The following is a 15,822-nucleotide window of genomic DNA, read 5'->3' on the forward strand; positions in this document are numbered from 1 at the left end:
AGGACTCCTGCGTAAGGACTCCCTCGTCAGGGCTCCCGGGTCAGGACTCTCGCGTGAGGACTAGAAGACGCTGACGCCGTAGCGGCTCAGGGCCTCGGTCACGGGCTGGAAGAAGGTCGTACCGCCCGAGGTGCAGTTGCCGCTGCCACCGGAGGTCAGACCGAGCGCGACACCGCCGGAGGTGTAGAGCGCTCCGCCGGAGTCGCCACCCTCGGCGCACACGTTGGTCTGGATCATCTGGTAGACCACGTCACCGCTGCCGTAGTTGACGGTGGCGTTGAGGGCGGTCACGGTACCGGTGTGGATACCGGTCGTGGAGCCGTCACGGATCACCGACTGGCCCACGGAGGCGTTGCCCGCGCTGGTGATGTCGGTGTTGCCCGCGGTGCCGGACTTGGCGACCGAGGTGTTGGTGTAGCGGACCAGCGCGTAGTCGTTGGTCGGGAAGCTGTAGCCGGAGTTCGTACCCAGCACGGTGGTCTGACCGGAGTTGGAGTACCAGGTCGAGGCGACCTCGCCGCAGTGCCCGGCGGTCAGGAAGTAGTAGGTGCTCCCGCTGACGACGTTGAAGCCGAGCGAGCAGCGGTAGCCGCCGCCGTAGATGGCGTCGCCGCCGGCGATCAGCTTGTTGAACTTGCCCGGGGTGTGCTTGATGGTGAGCGCGCCGGCGTTGTCGCCCGCCTGCTCCTTGATCTGCGCGATCTCGGCGTCCGAGACCGTGCTGTCGACGGTGACCAGGAGGCGGTTGGTCTTGCTGTCGACCGCCCAGGCGGTGCCCGGGATGTCCGCCTGGAGCACCGAGTCGCCGGCGCTCTTCAGTTCGGCGGTACTGAAGGTGGCGGTGTCGGCCGCGCTCGCGTGGGGGATGGCGATCGCGGCGGCGGCCACGAGTCCGGTGGCGACGGCGGTCAGCCGGGTCCGTCTCGAGATACCGCTCGTGGGGGTGGTGGGGGTGGTGCGCTTGATCCTCACGTTTCGTTCCCTCCCAGGGGAAGTCGGGGGCCCGTGGTGTGGGGTCGGGGCCCGTGAGGCGCAGCCAGGGACCGACGTTCGTCCGGATTCCGGACACGCCGTGACCCTGACAAGCGCTGAGGGGGAGTATTCGGCCGAACGGCCGGTCGGCGCAAGGGCGCCTTTCGGCCGTCAGACCTTGAACGAACTGCGTGAGTTGAGCCCTCTTGCAGCCTCTTGCCCCAGCTCAGACCAGGTTGCGCTCCCCTGCCTCGACCGCCACGTCATATGTGTTCCCCGGCGGCGGGAAGGGGCAGAGGAAACCATCCGCAAAGGCGCACGGAGGCAGTACGGCCCGGTGAAGTCGACCGTCGTGCGTCCGTCCGCGTCGGGTGCGCCGGAGTACAGGAACCGGAACCGATAGCTGGTCACCCCGCTGGTGGCGTCGGCGAACACCGCCCACAGCGAACCGTCGCCCTGCACGTTCACCCGGAGGGTGAGCCGCTGCCCGGCCGGCACGTACGCCAGTTCCCCACCGAGCCCCAGACCGCGCTCGCGCCCGTCGGCGTTCGGCACCCGGACGGTACGGTCCTCGCCCTACGGGGTGAAGCGTCCGGGCACCGACCAGCGCGCGTCGTACGGGGTCGCGTCGATGCCCGGGAACCGGCGCCGGACAGCGGGGTCCGGGTCGAAGTCACGTACCCCCAGACACCTTCGCGGACCAGCACGACCAGCCGCCGGTCACCGTGCGCCTCCCCACTGAACGGCTTCCCGTCCACGGTCGGCCCGTCGGAGCCGGTCGCGGTGAGCACCACGGCGTCCTCATCGGCCACCCAGGTCCCGGGGGTGTCCGGAAGTCGACCGTCCGGAAAATCCTCGAGCTGGGTCCCCCCAGTCCGTTTCAGGCACTGGGGGAAGGTACCGGTGAGCGCGAGCGGGCCGTAGGACCCCGAGACCGCTTCCAGGCGGCGCTCGTGCCACCGCTGCCAGCCGTCCGCCGCGTCCCTCGCCGCGTCTGCCGCGTTCGCCGTCATGGGGTCGGCCTTGTCGTCATGTGATCTGTCCTGTCGTCACAGGGTCCGCCCGTTCGCCCGGCCCCGCCGGATCGGGCAGTCCGAGGTGGGAGCGCAGGGTGTGTCCCTCGTATTCCGTACGGAAGGCGCCGCGCTCCTGAAGCAGCGGCACCACCCGGTCGACGAACTCGTCGAGCCCGCCGGGCGTGAGTTGCGGTACGAGGACGAAGCCGTCGGCGGCGTCCTCGCGCACGAACCGCGCCAGTTCGGCGGCGACCGCCTCGGGCGTGCCGACGAAGGACTGCCGGGCGCTCGTCTCGATCACGGTCTGGCGGATGGACAGCCCCTTCTCCCTCGACAGCGCGCGCAGCTTCCCGGCCGTCGCTACGGCGTCGCCGTGCCGGGCGCGGCCCCGCGTGAGCCGCGGGTCGGCCACCGGGTCGAACTCGGGCAGCGGCCCGTCGGGGTCGTACGCCGACAGGTCGACGCCCCAGAGCCGCTCCAGGGTGAGGAGGGCGCGCTGCGGGGAGACGAGCTGCCGTCTGATCGTGGCGGCCCGCTCCTGTGCCTCGGCGGCGGTGTCCCCGAGGACGACGGTGACGCCGGGCATGATCTTCAGATCGCCGACGGTACGGCCGTACTTGGCCAGCCGTCTCTTGACGTCGGCGTAGAAGGCGCGCCCGGCCTCCAGCGTGCCGTGCCGCGCGAGGACGACGTCGGCGGTGGCGGCCGCGAACTCCCGGGCCTCTCCGGAGCCCCCCGCCTGGATCACCACCGGGTGTCCCTGCGGTGAGCGCGGCACGGTGAACTCCCCGGCGATGTCGAAGTGCCGGCCCTGGTGCGCGAACGGCCGGGGCGCCTCGTCCGGTGTCCAGGAGTCCCACAGCTTCCTCGCGGTGGCGACGAACTCGGCGGCCCGCGGATACCGGTCGGCGCGGTCGAGGTAGCCCCCACGGCGGAAGTTCTCGCCGGTGCGGGCGTCCGAGGAGGTCACCACGTGCCAGGCCGCCCGGCCGTCGCTGAGCTGGTCCAGGGTGGCCAGTCTGCGGGCGAGTTCGAACGGCTCGTTGAACGTGGCGTCGGCCGTGGCGGCCAGCCCCAGACGCTCGGTCACGGCGGCGAGCGCGTTGAGGACGGTGAGCGGCTCGGGGCGGCCCGCCACGTCCAGGTCGTGGATACGGCCCTGGTGTTCGCGCGGCCGCGGCTCCTCGGCCAGGAGGAAGAAGTCGAACAGGCCGCGTTCGGCGGTCCGGGCGAGGTGCTCGAAGGAGGAGAACTCGATCGGCGACTTCGCGTCGGGGCCGGTCCAGACGGTGGTGGTGTCGGCGCCGGGGAAGTACGCGGCCAGGTGGCAGTGCCTGCCGAGCGGCCTCGGGCCCCGGGGTCGGTGTCCGCTCATGCCGCTCCCCCCGCGTACTGGTTGGCGGGCCGGGCCAGCCCCAGGTGCTCGCGGAGCGTGCTGCCCGGGTAGAAGGTGCGGAACAGACCACGGTGCTGGAGCAGCGCGACCGTGCCGTTGACCAGCCGCTCCAGATCGCGGCGCGGTTCGACGGGGGTGAGGTGGAAGCCGTCGACGGTGCCGTCCTTGTACCAGGAGGCGATCAGGTCGGCGAGGTCGACGGGGCCGCCCCGGTAGAGCGGGCCCTGCGCGGTCTGCCGGGGGCCGCCTCCGCCGTGGCCGGGTTCGGCGGCGTGCTCGCCGTCCCCGAGGTCGATCAGCAGACTCACCAGGACGAGCAGGGAGTTCGGGTCGCGCCCGGCTCCGGCCGCGTCGGCCCGCAGCCGGTCGCGGACGGTGCGGGCCTGCGCGGGGCTCGCCGCGCGTACGAGGGCCACATCGGCGTGGCGGGCGGCGGTGGACCGGGCGGGTCCCTCGGTGGCGTCGACCACGCGCACGGGGTGTCCCTGCGGAGGTCTGGGAGCCAGGGAGGGGCCCCGCACCGAGAAGGCCGCGCCGGTGAAGTCGACGTGGTGCAGCTTGTCGCGGTCGAGGAAACGGCCGGTCGGCGCATCCCGTATCGCGGCGCCGTCCTCCCAGCTGTCCCACAACTTCGCCGCCACATCGGCGACTTCACCGGCCTCCTGCCACAGCGCGTCCAGCGGTGCGGAGTGCCGGCGGCCGAAGAGCCGGGCCTCCCCCTCCGTGGTGGAGACGTCGATCCGCCAGCCGGCCCGGCCCCGGCTGACCCGGTCGAGCGTGGCGACCGTGGCCTGGACATGGAAGGGCTCGGTGTGGGTGGTGGTGAGGGTGGGCACCAGTCCGACGCGGTGCGTGGCGGGCGCCACCCGGGACAGCACGGCCGACGCGTCGGGCCCGGGCCGGGCGAAGGAGTCGTCCAGCGTCACGAAGTCGAGTCCGCCCCGCTCGGCGAGCCGCGCCAGCTCGACGTAGGGGCCGGCGTCGTACACCCCCGGCTGGTCGACGGCGGCCGCCAGGTGCAGCAGGCCCCGGCCGTGCGATGAGGTCATGGGGGAGAACCCTTTCTTCCGTGACGCTTCGAAGTGGAGTGGTTCACCCGACGGCATCGGCGCCCAGGTCCCGCAGGAACACCAGGGCGGCCCGGGCGGTGGCGTCGTTCTGCCGGAACGCGGGGCCGCCGGTGCGCGGCCGGGTGAACGCGCCCGGCGTACGGCCGTCGGTGTGCGGCCCGAGCGCGAAGCGCCGTGGGTGCGGCCGGCCCGCCCGGTCCAGGACCCGCCCGTCGGCGCGGTCCACCCGCAGCAGCCCGTCCGGGGTCTCGCCGGCGCCGTCGGCGTGCAGCTCCCGCAGCAGCGGGTCGAGGGCGCGCCGGAGCGTCGGCTCCGGCAGCCGGGCCTCCACCAGCGCCCGCGCCTCGACCGAGAAGCCCGGCACGGTGGCGCTCGACGCCCGGAACACCCCGTCCCCCGCGTGTACGGCCATGTCGGCGCCGACGAACTTCAGCACACCCGCCCGGGACAGCGCGAGCAGCTGTCTCAGCCGGGGGCCCGGTGGCCCGGAGGCCAGGTAGCTGAAGAACCCGTGCCACCAGGAGCCGATGTCGCCGAGCCGGACCAACTGCCCGTAGACGGACAGCAGTCCCAGGAACACGGCCAGGTCGGTGCTGTGTGCCGCGTCGTGACGGCGGCTCAGGTCGCTCTCCACATAGCCGCGCAGCCCTTCCTGGAACTCCTCGAAGGACCCGTACGTCACCCCGTCCAACGGCCGGTCGAGGGCGGCCAGGTCGAGCCGGTCCCGCGGGTCGGGCACGGCGGACGCCACCAGGGCCTCCCGTTCGGCACCCGCGGACGCGGCCTCGTACTTCTCCTCGAAGTCGGTCCAGGCGATCGCGGTCCGCTCGGCGTGGACCGTGAACAGCCGGTGGTAGTGGGCGAAGCCCAGCTCCTTCTCCACCAGCGGCCACACATCCCGCCGGAAGTCGAAGCCCTCGGGCCGCGCGAGCAGCCCGTCGATCTCGGCGGGCCCCAGGAACCGGGGCAGCGGCGGCCGTTCACCGGTCCAGTCGTAGCCGATCTTCGAGTGGTAGGGCACACCGCGCCGCGAGCCGACGTACAGCACCGGTTCCCGCCCCGAGGGCACATAGGTGTCCCCCTCGTACCGACCGCCGCGCCCCTCGGTCAGCAGCACCATGAGGTCGACGAAGGCGAGCCCGAATCCACGCACCAGCACGGGTTCGCCGGCCGGCAGCGCGGACAGGTCGCTGTCGGCCGTGAAGTCCGGCGGCAGATGGACGAGCCCGTGCTCGTCCGCGTAGGCCGCCAACTCGCGCTGTTCCTCGTCGAGTTCGGCGTCCAGATGACCGAGAGCGAGGACGACGAGATCGGCGGACAGGGGCTGGTCGCGACCCTCCAGCCATACCTGCTGGCGTCCCGCACGGGGGCCGCTCACCCGCAGAGCGCGCCCCGGATGGTGGTGGACGGTGATCTCCGGGGGCAGGGCGGCGACCGCCTGCTCGTGCACCCAGCGCAGATAGGAGCCCTGGATCTGCCGGTCGGCGAAGGTACGCCCGCCGATGCCCGCCCACTCGTGCAGCGTCGGGCCGGGCCGCACCGGCCCGGCCATCTCCACCGACTCGTCGGTGAACATGGTGACGTCCTCGGCGTGCGAGTTCATCCACAGCAGCGGCGACTGGGCGGCGCGCCAGATGCGTCCGGCGCCCGGCGGATGCGGGTCCACGAGATGGATGTCGAGCCCCGAACCGGCGTACAGCTCGGGCGCGTTGGCGGCTATCCGCTCGATGAGGCCGGTCCCCCGCGGCCCGGCCCCGACGATCACGAGGGTGGCGGGGGCTCCGGGGTCGAGGGTTTCGGAAGACATGCGAAGGCTCCGTGACAGCTGGGATCGAACACGGGTAGGTGCCTTCACACACCGAATGGGGCGCGCCGCGCGGCGCAGATACGGCCGAGCCCCTCAGCAGGGCCGTGCAGCGAGAGTACGTGGGCGTTTCCCCTCACTGTCAAGGCCGTCCACACTGTGAGCGGTACGTCTCAAGTCGGTTGACGCATAACCGGAGACCTGTTCCACTTGGCCCATGCATCCGCAGCAGTGTCTGGTCACCCGCTCCCACATCGACTTCGGTCGCGTGTGGTCCTGTTCCTGTTGAGCTGACCCACTGCGGCCCCCGCTCCCGGGGCGCCCTTCTCGCGTTCTCCCCTCACCCAGCTCCGCCTTCACCTCCGCGCATTCCCCTCGATACGCGCCTTTTCCACCGCTTTCGCCTCACTTCACGCCTGCCCTACGGCGATCAGCGCGCCCCGACCGCCCTCCGCCCCGGAGCGGCGCGAAACCCGACCACCCGATCCATCAACGCCCCCAGCACGTCCCGCACGGAGCCACGCTCGCGCGCGTCGCACTCCAGCACGGGCACCTCGGCGCTCAGCCCCAACGCCGCCCGCACCTCCTCCAGTTCGAAGTGCTCGGCCCCGTCGAAGCGATTCACCGCGAGGACGAACGGCGCGCTCTGGGCCTCGAAGTAGTCGACGGCCGGGAAGCAGTCCTCGATCCGCCGGGTGTCCGCGAGGACCACCGTTCCGAGCGCTCCCTCCACCAGGTCGTCCCACAGGAAGGAGAACCGGTCCTGTCCGGGCGTGCCGAACAGGTACAGCGAGATGGCCGGGTCGAGCGTGATCCGTCCGAAGTCGAGCGCGACGGTGGTGGTGGTCTTGGACTCCACGCCCTCGAGCGAGTCGACCCCGACCGACACCTGGGTGATCGGTGCCTCGGTGTCGAGCGGGTCGATCTCGGAGACGGCCCCGATGAAGGTCGTCTTACCGACCCCGAGCCCACCGCTCACCACGATCTTCACGGCGAGCGGAACGGTTTTGTCAGAGCGCCCGGGCATGATCATTGATCCTTTCGAGCATCCGGAGCGGTGGCTCCGCGGGTTACCGGCACGCGAACGGCCGACCGCCGGTCCCGATGGACGGCCCTGCGAAGTCCGCGTCCTCGACCAGAGATACGTTCCAGGGATGCCCGTCGCTCACCGTGGCGCCCCACACGGGCGCCACGGGCCGAAACAGTGACGCCGCGTCAGCAGTCGCAGGAGCAGCACTCGCAGCACTCGCAGCACTGACACCCGTCGCAGCAGCAATCGCAGCCGTCACAGCCGTCGCGGCACCAGCCCTCGCGCTTCTTCCGCGACCAGGGCCCCTCGAACTCGTCGGCGCAGCAGGCCTGGCAGGTGCAGCACAGCCCGAGCGCGACCGCGCACCCGGCCCAGAAGCCCCGCTTCCCGGGCCGCGGCGGCTCACCGCCGAAGGGGTTGCCGCCGTAGGGGTTGCCGGGCGCGTGCGGGTCCACCGGCCCCTGGGGGGCGTACGGGCCGGTCGGCGGGCCGAAGGCACCCTCCGGCGCGTGCGCGTGCCCGCAGGACTGCGTCCCGAACGCCCGGTCGACCGACCGCTCCAGCTCGTGCGCCAGCAGCAGGTGCGCGAGCCTGCCGTCCACGAACTCCATGTCGCGCAGCGCGAGCCGGATGCCGTGCAGGGCGTCGTCGGCGAGCCGGCGGGCCTCGGTGAGCGGGGTGCCGGTGGCCGTCAGCGGGTTCCAGGCACCGGCCGCCGCGTCGGACTCCCGGTCCTCGACCGCGTCCAGCAGATGTGCCAGTCGTCCGAAGAGACGGCCGGCCTCGGCGAGCGGGGCGGCGTTGCCCGGCCGGCCCGCCAGGACCGCGGTGTGCGCGAAGGCGGCGGCGGTGGCGGTCTCGGTCGGCTCGGTGACGGCGCACAGCGGGGTACCGGGCCCGGCGAGCGCCTCGATGCCCACCTGCCGGTCCACGGCGTCGACGAGGACGGCGGTGTCGAACCCGACGGCGGCCCCGCCGCGTTCCCCGGCCCGACCCCAGCTCGCGGCGACCCTGCGCGCGGCGACGGCCACGGGCCGCCGCGCCAGCAGCCCGTCCCCGTCGGCGACGTGGTCGCGCACCTTGGCCGAGGCGAGCACCAGCGAGACGGCGGCCGCGAGCCGGGCGCCCTCGCCCTGCGCGACGGACGCGGTGCGCATCCCGCGCAGCGGGCACGGTCCCGCCGTCCGCCGCCATCCGTCGGACGTGACCCGAGCGGCCTGAGCCTCCGTCAGAACCGATATGAGCAGCCCGTCGTAGTTGGTGACGACCCGCGCGAACTGCCCGTGGTCGCCGCGCAGCGCGAGACACAGCCCGCACAGGTGCGCCATCCACTGGGTCTTGAGGCCCTCTCCGAGCCGGTGACTGCATGGCCTGACGATTCCGAACACGACAACCCCCGTCGTCCTTGGGACATTGAGCTGCGGCATGCTATCGACCGATTGTCACGCCGGATCGGGGGCACTCGGTTCACCCGGACGCACCGAGCGTCACTCATTCGCCACGAAGAATCATATTTCACTCACAGTCAGCAGCCGTATGCGGTACGACCCTTGGGAGACGCGGGCTCTCGACGTATTCGCTGTGCACCAGTACCGTCACAAACCCCCCGCGCGGCGTCTATCCACTTGGCGCGACATCCGCATCATGGACGACCATGGGGAATGCGGAAAGCAGAAAGACCGCTGTGAGAGGAGGCGTCCATGGGATCGGTGCGCAAGGCGAGTGCCTGGCTTGGCCTCGTCGACGACAACGATGACGAGCGTTACTACGACGACGACTATTCCGAGGGGACCGACTCCGGCGACGCCTGGGTCACCGACCCCCGCGTGAAGGTGGCGACGGACACGGCCGAGGAGAAGGGCCGTCGGATCGGCACCGTCACCCCGGACAGCTTCCGGGACGCGCGGGCGATCGGTGAACTGTTCCGCGAAGGCGTGCCGGTCATCATGAACCTCACGGCCATGGAGGCCGGTGACGCCAAGCGCGTCGTCGACTTCGCGGCCGGGCTGATCTTCGGCCTGCGGGGTTCGATCGAGCGGGTGTCCACCCGGGTGTTCCTGCTGACCCCCGCCAACACGGAGATCGTGAACGGAGACCCGTCCGCGCACCGGACGGACGGTTTCTTCAACCAGAGCTGAGGCAAGGCCGCTCACCGGCCCTGCCTCGGCCCCCTGGGCCGGGTCAGCGGAAGGCGTCGAGTCCGGTGAGCGCCTTGCCCAGCACGAGCTGGTGCATCTCGACGGTGCCCTCGTAGGTGAGGACCGACTCGAGGTTGGTCGCGTGCCGCATGACGGGGTATTCGAGCGAGATCCCGTTGGCACCGAGGACGGTACGGGCGGTCCGGCAGATCTCGATCGCCTCCCGTACGTTGTTGAGCTTGCCGAAGCTGACCTGCTCGGGACGCAGGCGGCCGGCGTCCATGCGCCGCCCCAGATGGTGGGCGAGCAGAATCCCCTTGTGCAGCTCGACCGCCATGTCGGCGAGCTTGGCCTGGGTGAGCTGGAACCCCCCGATGGGCCGCCCGAACTGCTCGCGGGTCTTCGCGTACTCGACGGCGGTCTCGAAGCAGGAGCGCGCCGCTCCCATCGCGCCCCACACGATGCCGTAGCGGGCGTGGGACAGACAGCTGAGCGGTCCGCGCAGCCCGGTGACCTCCGGCAGGACGGCGTCGGCGGGCAGCCGCACGTCGTCGAGCACGAGCTCGCTGGTCACGCTGGCCCGCAGGGACCACTTGTGCTTGATCTCGGGTGCGGAGAACCCCGGAGTGCCGGCGGGCACCACGAAGCCGCGGATCCCGTCGTCACTCTGCGCCCAGACGACGGCCACCCCGGCGACGGACCCGTTGGTGATCCACATCTTGCGGCCGTTGAGCACCCAGTCGGAGCCGTCCCGCTTGGCGTACGTCCGCATGCCGGCCGGGTCGGAGCCGTGATCGGGTTCGGTGAGCCCGAAGCACCCGATGATCTCGCCCGCGGCCATCCCCGGCAGCCAGGTCTGCTTCTGCTCCTCGCTGCCGAAGCGGTGCAGGGCGTACATGGCGAGGGAACCCTGCACGGAGACGAGGGACCGGATGCCGGAGTCGGCGGCTTCGAGTTCGAGACAGGCGAGCCCGTACTGCACGGCGCTGGCCCCGGCGCAGCCGTATCCGCTGAGCGACATCCCGAGCGCCCCGATGGCGCCGAGTTCGCGCGCCAGCTCCCGGATCTCCGGCAGCTCCCCGCGCTCGTACCACTCGGCGACCTGGGGCAGCACCCGGTCCGCGGCCCAGTTCCGCACGGTGTCACGGATCGCGAGATCCTCCGGCTCCAGCAGATCATCGATCCCGAGCGGGTCGGCGGGGTCGAAGGGGGGCAACTTCGAGGACGCGGACATGAGAGAGCCTCCGAAAAACTAGCACCGCTAGTCACACCAACGTCGCAGACGTTACACGGCAGGCCGCAAGCCGCCAACGGCGAGCCACCCCCACGGGCAACGGCCACCGTTCAAGAAACAGCAAACGGGTTGTGCGTGGGTGGGAGATTCACGCCGAGACGCGGGACTCCGCGACTCCCCGGGGCGCAGGAAGCTCCACCTCCGCCGGAGGCGCCTCGCACTGCATGACCCGCGGCAACCGCAAGGCCATCACCGCCCCCAGCAGCAACAACCCCGCACTCACCAACAGCGTGACATGCAACCCGTGCACGAAGCTGTCCCTCGCGACCCGCCGCAGCGCCACCCCGACCGGCCCGCCCAACTGCCCGGCGACCTCGTACGCCTCGCCCAGCGAATGCCCCGCCGCGTCCGACGCCGACGCCGGCACCCCGGGCACGGACTTCAGTCCGGGCGCGTACGCGGCGTTCATCACGCTGCCGAGCAGCGCGATCCCGATCCCCGCCCCCAGCTGGTACGACGTCTCCCCGATCGCCGCCGCCCCGCCCGCCTGCTCCGGCGGCGCCTCGCTCAGCATCGACTCGTACGCCGCGAACAAGGTCGTCTCCAGGCCGAAGCCCAGCAGCAGGAACCCGAACAGCAGCAGCCCCGTGTTGTCCGAGCCGCCCATCGCGGTCAGCGTCAGCACCGCCAGCGCCGTGAGGACGAACCCTCCGCACACCATCCGGCGCGGCCCGAACCGCCGGAGCAGCCGTGCCCCGGCCAGCCCGGCCGCCATCGCGGCGAAGGTCAGGGGCAGCAGTCGCAGGCCCGTCTCCAGGGGAGACAGCCCCAGCACCAGCTGCAAGTACTGTGCCGCGATCAGCTCGAGACCCACCAGCGCCAGCATCGCCAGCACGATGCACCCGACCGACGTACTGAACGCCGGCCGCCGGAACATCCCCAGGTCCACCAGCGGATGCAGGCGACGCCGCTGACGGCGGACGAACAGCACGATCAGCACCGCGCCCACCAGCAGCGGCACCACGGTGAAGAGCCCGAGTTCCCCGCCGCCCAGCCGCTTCACGCCCAGCACGACACCGAACAGGCCGGCCGCCGCCATCAGCGCGCCGACCACGTCCCAGGGGCCGTTCGCCGCGCCCCGCGACTCGGGCAGCAGAAGCCGCCCCACCGGCAGGCTGACCAGCATCAGCGGGATGTTGACGAGGAAGACCGAGCCCCACCAGAAATGCTCCAGCAGAAAGCCGCCCAGGAGTGGGCCGACCGCCGCGCCCACCGCGGCCACGGCGCTCCAGATGCCGATCGCGAGCGCCCGCTCACGCCGGTCCGGGAACACCTGCCGCAGGATCGACAGCGTCGCGGGCATGATCATCGCGCCGCCGACACCCAGCAGCGCCCGCGCCACGATCAGGGTCTGCGCGCTCCCCGCGAACGCCGCCAGCGCGGAGGCGACGCCGAACAGGGCGTAGCCGAGCAGCAGGATCCGTCTGCGGCCCACCTTGTCGCCGAGCGTGCCGAAAAGGATCAGCAGCGAGGCGCAGACCAGTGGATAGGTGTCGACGATCCAGAGCAGCTCGATCGCGCCGGGCCGCAGGTCCTCGGTGACGGCGGGCACCGCCACATGCAGCACCGTCGCGTCGACGGCGACCAGCAGCAGGCTGACGCACAGCACCACCAGGACGACCCAGCGGTTGGCACCGGCCCCGGCCGCCCGACGGCGCAGCCCAGCGGCGGCCGTGGTCGTCCCGGACATGTACGTACCTCCCAGGTGATCCCCCGGTTCGGCGGGCTCACGGGGTGGGGACTCCCCGCGGCTCGGCCGGAGAGGAGCGGTGTCTCCGGCCCGCGCAAACGAACACGAGTGGAACGCAGCGTACGCGAGTTCGCGCCACGGCCACGTGGCGGACCTCTCACCGCCCTTGGCCAACCCATGTGGCGTACGCCACTCCCGCGCCATGTCCGGGCCACTCCCCGTACCCCTCCCCGTACTCCTCTCCGTGCCCCTCCCCGTGCCGCCTCCCGGAGCGGCCCGACCGCCCCGGCGGACCCGGTCGCCGGGCAGGCCGTCGATAATCGAGCCCGTGACCGATCTTGAGACGCGCGTGACGCCCCCCGGCTCCGCGACCCCGCGCCGGGCGGCCCCCGCCCTCCTGGGGTACGCGGCCGTGCGTGCCCTGGGTCTGCTCGCCCTGGTCCTGTGGAGCGCCGCCCGCGACAAGAGCGCGTACACGCTGCTGACCGCCCGCTGGGACGCCCTCTGGTACACCAGGGTCGCCGAGCTGGGATACGGCTACGAGGTCCGTCTGCCGAACGGCGACGTCCACTCCAACCTCGCCTTCTTCCCGCTGCTGCCCTGGCTGGAAAGGCTCCTGCACGCGGTGACCCCGCTGTCGTACGCCGACGCCGGTTTCGTCGTGTCCCTGCTCGCCTCGCTCGCCGCGGCCTGGGGCGTCTTCGCGGTCGCCGACCGGGTGTACGGGCGCCGGGCCGGGGTGTGCGCGGTGCTGGTGTGGGCCGTCCTGCCCGTCGGGATCGTGCAGTCGATGGCGTACAGCGAGTCGCTGTTCACCGCGCTGGCCGCCTGGTCGCTGTACGCGGTGCTCACCGGCCGGTGGGTGACCGCGGGGGCACTCGCGTCGCTGGCCGGTCTGACCCGCCCGGTGGGGCTCGCGGTTGTCGCGGCGGTGTGGGCGGCGGGCGTGGCGTCCTTCGTCCGCGACCGGAAGGCCCAAACCGCCGACACCCCTCCCCGGCGCGAGGTCAGGGCGGCCGGTGCCCGTGTCGCGCCACGCGCCCTCGGCATGCTCCTCGCGCCCCTCGGCGCCGCCGGTTACGTCCTGTGGGTCGGCCACCACACCGGCAAGGGCCTGCTCGGCTACCTCGACGTCCAGGCGGGCTGGCGCAACGGCTTCGACGGCGGCTACGCCTTCGCCCGCTTCGTCGCCGAGAAGTTCACGTCATTCCCGTCGGCCCTCGCCGGCCTCGGGCTGATCGTCGGCGTCGCCCTGCTGGTGTGGCTGTACGTCGTCTGCGTGCGCCAGCGTCAGCCGCTCGAGCTGCTGGTGTACACGGGTGTGGTCCTCGCCCTCGCCCTGTGCGCGTCGAGCTACTTCGGTTCCAAGCCGCGCCTGCTGCTGCCCGCCTTCCCGCTGCTGCTGCCGCTCGCCCTGGCCCTGACCCGGCTGCGGACGTCCAGGTCGGCGCTGGTGGTGGGGTGCCTCGCGGTGGCATCGGCCGGGTACGGCGCGTGGTGGCTGAACGGCAGCGGTCCGCCGTAAGAGAATCCGCCTTTCCGGTGAACCCTTTCATACGTTCCCTAAAACTATCCCCTGGAATGATCAAAGGAATTGAAGGGAACACTGTTCGACGATTAGCGATTCCATAGGGATAAACTCCCTCCTGAGAGCAATCCCACATCACATCGTCATCACAAACCAGCGGAATCGGCCGGGTCTCGAGCTCACTCGCTGTAACGTCGTTTAGGTGCGTACCGAACAAAACCTCACCCGTCTGGACCGGGTGTTCGCCAGGCTCGACCGGGAGCCGGAACGACCGGCCCACATCGATGTGCCGAAGATGAGCAGGCACCGGGTCGCGCTGTTCCTGGCGACCCTGGCCTTCTATCTGGCGATCGTGTGGCTCGTGGTGATCACCTCGTGGCTGGTCCGCCTCGACTGGCTGGTCATGTTCTTCCGGCCGTACCAGCAGTGGTCGGGCATCCACTGGTTCGTCGACTACTACGTGGTCCTCGGCCAGCGTGGTCCGACCGCCGTGATGGTCGCCGCCTGGCTCGGCTGGAGATCCTGGCGGCAGCACACCGTGCGCCCGCTGCTCACGCTCGGCGCCTCGCTGCTGCTGCTGAACATCACCGTCGGTGCCGCCAAGCTCGGCATGGGCCGGCTCGGACCGCACTACGCGACCACCATCGGCTCGAACGAGATGGGCCTGGGCGGCGATATATTTCCCAGCGGCCATACCGCCAACGCGGTCGTGACCTGGGGAATCCTGGCGTATCTGGCCTCCACCCCGAGAGCCCGCCGCTGGCTGTCCGCGCTCTCCGCGGTGACCTCGCTCGGCGTCGGCCTCGCCACGGTCTACCTCGGCACGCACTGGCTCAGCGACGTGGTGCTCGGCTGGGCCGCGGGTCTGCTGATCCTGCTGGCGCTGCCCTGGTGCGAGCCGCTGATCGCGCGCGCCGAGGTCGCGATCTTCGACCTGCGCGACCGCTGGCGCGACCGCCGCACCGGGACCGCCCCGGCTCCGGCTCCGGCCGCACCCGTCGCCGTACCCGTGCCGTTCGCCTCGGGTGCGCCGGCCCAGGAGGAGGCCTCCGCGGCCCGCGAGCCGGCCGCACCGGCCCGTTCGCCGCGCGCGCCGGTCTATCTGGCGCCCGGCCCGCACACGACCCGCTCGGAGCGCACCCCGGTCACCCCGGTCGGCAGCCGCCGCCCACCGCACTCCGACCGCCTCCCCCGCGGTGCGGCGGCCTCCGCGGCCCGCCCGCTCCCTGGCGGCTGACCTCCCCGAACAGCGGGACCCCGGTACGCACAACCCGGTTCCGCACCCGAAGGCCCCGGTTCCCGAAGACGGGAACCGGGGCCTTCGCCGTGCTCGCCTCGCCCTTCTCGGGCTCTCAGCCCTTCCAGGCGCGCGACACGTGCCCGTCGCGTACCTCGAAGTTCAACCTCCCGAAGCGGTACTCCATGGTGACGATCGTCCCGGGGGCCAGCGCACGCACCGTCGACCACCCCCGTTCGCGCGCGAGCCGCTCGGCCCGTGCGGCCTCGAGGCCGACGTATCCGTCCGGATTGTCCTGGGGCTCCGCTGGCGGAGTGGGATTCGGTGCCATACCGCCACGCTAGGCGGCGAGCCCCGCCCCGGGAACCCCGGACCGGCGATACGGATCACTCCGGTCACACTTCTGTCACAGGATCACGACATGCGTTTCGGTCGAACTCCCTCACACGTACGAGCGGTTTCATGCGCCTTCCGCGCGAATTCGAACGCGATTTCCGCGTGTCGCCCGGCCACCCCGAATAACCCGGCGGAAAGTTCGCGGAGAACCGTCCCCCGACCCCACCGCATTCCGATTCCGTGCGGATCACGGGAGCTGACTGCTCATAGGAAATACACGGCTCCCCCACACATCCTCCGTGCGCACCCGG

Annotated in this window: 12 protein-coding genes and 1 pseudogene; 3 read left to right on the forward strand and 10 right to left on the reverse strand. The window is 71.7% G+C overall.

Translation table 11 applies throughout. The features are described from left to right. Positions 1–60 precede the first annotated feature (60 nt). The 7 genes and pseudogenes from G9272_RS10845 to G9272_RS10875 all read right to left on the reverse strand — a co-directional run bounded on the left by G9272_RS10845 (position 61) and on the right by G9272_RS10875 (position 8,676). Complete coding sequence (locus G9272_RS10845; protein WP_171396362.1) at positions 61–972, reverse strand: S1 family peptidase; 912 nt, start codon at positions 970–972, stop codon at positions 61–63. A gap of 226 nt (positions 973–1,198) precedes the next feature. Beyond that, a pseudogene (locus tag G9272_RS10850) lies at positions 1,199–1,985 on the reverse strand (DUF1684 domain-containing protein). Between the two features lie 16 nt (positions 1,986–2,001). Beyond that, the gene (locus G9272_RS10855) at positions 2,002–3,363 is read right to left on the reverse strand and encodes an NtaA/DmoA family FMN-dependent monooxygenase (RefSeq protein WP_171396363.1); all 1,362 of its coding nucleotides are present in this window, start codon (positions 3,361–3,363) and stop codon (positions 2,002–2,004) included. Next, positions 3,360–4,433, reverse strand: a complete 1,074-nt coding sequence (locus G9272_RS10860) for an LLM class flavin-dependent oxidoreductase (protein WP_171396364.1) — start codon at positions 4,431–4,433, stop codon at positions 3,360–3,362. The genes G9272_RS10855 and G9272_RS10860 overlap by 4 nt, the downstream gene beginning before the upstream one ends. Positions 4,434–4,476: 43 nt before the next feature. After that, entirely contained in the window at positions 4,477–6,261 is a 1,785-nt protein-coding gene (locus G9272_RS10865; protein WP_171396365.1) for an FAD/NAD(P)-binding protein, read from the reverse strand. 427 nt (positions 6,262–6,688) lie between these two features. Further along, complete coding sequence (locus G9272_RS10870) at positions 6,689–7,285, reverse strand: GTP-binding protein (protein WP_171396366.1); 597 nt, start codon at positions 7,283–7,285, stop codon at positions 6,689–6,691. A 188-nt stretch (positions 7,286–7,473) separates the two neighbouring features. After that, positions 7,474–8,676, reverse strand: coding sequence for a DUF5685 family protein (locus tag G9272_RS10875; RefSeq protein WP_171396367.1), 1,203 nt, complete (start codon positions 8,674–8,676; stop codon positions 7,474–7,476). A 312-nt stretch (positions 8,677–8,988) separates the two neighbouring features. On the opposite strand from G9272_RS10875, the gene G9272_RS10880 reads away from it, so the two are divergent. Then, positions 8,989–9,426, forward strand: a complete 438-nt coding sequence (locus G9272_RS10880) for a cell division protein SepF (RefSeq protein ID WP_020128186.1) — start codon at positions 8,989–8,991, stop codon at positions 9,424–9,426. Between the two features lie 43 nt (positions 9,427–9,469). Here the strand turns inward: G9272_RS10880 and G9272_RS10885 are convergent, their stop codons facing one another. Beyond that, a complete protein-coding gene (locus G9272_RS10885; RefSeq protein ID WP_171396368.1) occupies positions 9,470–10,660 on the reverse strand; it encodes an acyl-CoA dehydrogenase family protein in 1,191 nt (396 codons plus the stop codon). Between the two features lie 148 nt (positions 10,661–10,808). Continuing rightward, positions 10,809–12,410, reverse strand: coding sequence for an MFS transporter (locus G9272_RS10890; RefSeq protein WP_171396369.1), 1,602 nt, complete (start codon positions 12,408–12,410; stop codon positions 10,809–10,811). A gap of 328 nt (positions 12,411–12,738) precedes the next feature. Between G9272_RS10890 and G9272_RS10895 the strand changes: the two genes are divergently transcribed. Together G9272_RS10895 and G9272_RS10900 are read left to right on the forward strand one after the other, a co-directional pair. Continuing rightward, on the forward strand, positions 12,739–13,935 hold the full coding sequence (locus G9272_RS10895; RefSeq protein WP_171396370.1) for a glycosyltransferase family 39 protein: 1,197 nt from the start codon (positions 12,739–12,741) through the stop codon (positions 13,933–13,935). Positions 13,936–14,140: 205 nt separating this feature from the next. Then, a complete protein-coding gene (locus tag G9272_RS10900; protein WP_171396371.1) occupies positions 14,141–15,175 on the forward strand; it encodes a phosphatase PAP2 family protein in 1,035 nt (344 codons plus the stop codon). 115 nt (positions 15,176–15,290) lie between these two features. Here the strand turns inward: G9272_RS10900 and G9272_RS10905 are convergent, their stop codons facing one another. Next, on the reverse strand, positions 15,291–15,506 hold the full coding sequence (locus G9272_RS10905; RefSeq protein WP_171396372.1) for an I78 family peptidase inhibitor: 216 nt from the start codon (positions 15,504–15,506) through the stop codon (positions 15,291–15,293). Positions 15,507–15,822: the final 316 nt, after the last annotated feature.

Source organism: Streptomyces asoensis (genome assembly GCF_013085465.1).
Lineage (GTDB): Bacteria > Actinomycetota > Actinomycetes > Streptomycetales > Streptomycetaceae > Streptomyces > Streptomyces cacaoi_A.

What these genes read in the sequence shown, in the direction of transcription:
- G9272_RS10855 (WP_171396363.1), bottom strand. Translation starts at nt 3,363, where the DNA reads ATGAGCGGACACCGACCCCGGGGCCCGAGGCCGCTCGGCAGGCACTGC.
- G9272_RS10860 (WP_171396364.1), bottom strand. Translation starts at nt 4,433, where the DNA reads ATGACCTCATCGCACGGCCGGGGCCTGCTGCACCTGGCGGCCGCCGTC.
- G9272_RS10865 (WP_171396365.1), bottom strand. Translation starts at nt 6,261, where the DNA reads ATGTCTTCCGAAACCCTCGACCCCGGAGCCCCCGCCACCCTCGTGATC.
- G9272_RS10870 (WP_171396366.1), bottom strand. Translation starts at nt 7,285, where the DNA reads ATGCCCGGGCGCTCTGACAAAACCGTTCCGCTCGCCGTGAAGATCGTG.
- G9272_RS10880 (WP_020128186.1), top strand. Translation starts at nt 8,989, where the DNA reads ATGGGATCGGTGCGCAAGGCGAGTGCCTGGCTTGGCCTCGTCGACGAC.
- G9272_RS10885 (WP_171396368.1), bottom strand. Translation starts at nt 10,660, where the DNA reads ATGTCCGCGTCCTCGAAGTTGCCCCCCTTCGACCCCGCCGACCCGCTC.
- G9272_RS10890 (WP_171396369.1), bottom strand. Translation starts at nt 12,410, where the DNA reads ATGTCCGGGACGACCACGGCCGCCGCTGGGCTGCGCCGTCGGGCGGCC.
- G9272_RS10905 (WP_171396372.1), bottom strand. Translation starts at nt 15,506, where the DNA reads ATGGCACCGAATCCCACTCCGCCAGCGGAGCCCCAGGACAATCCGGAC.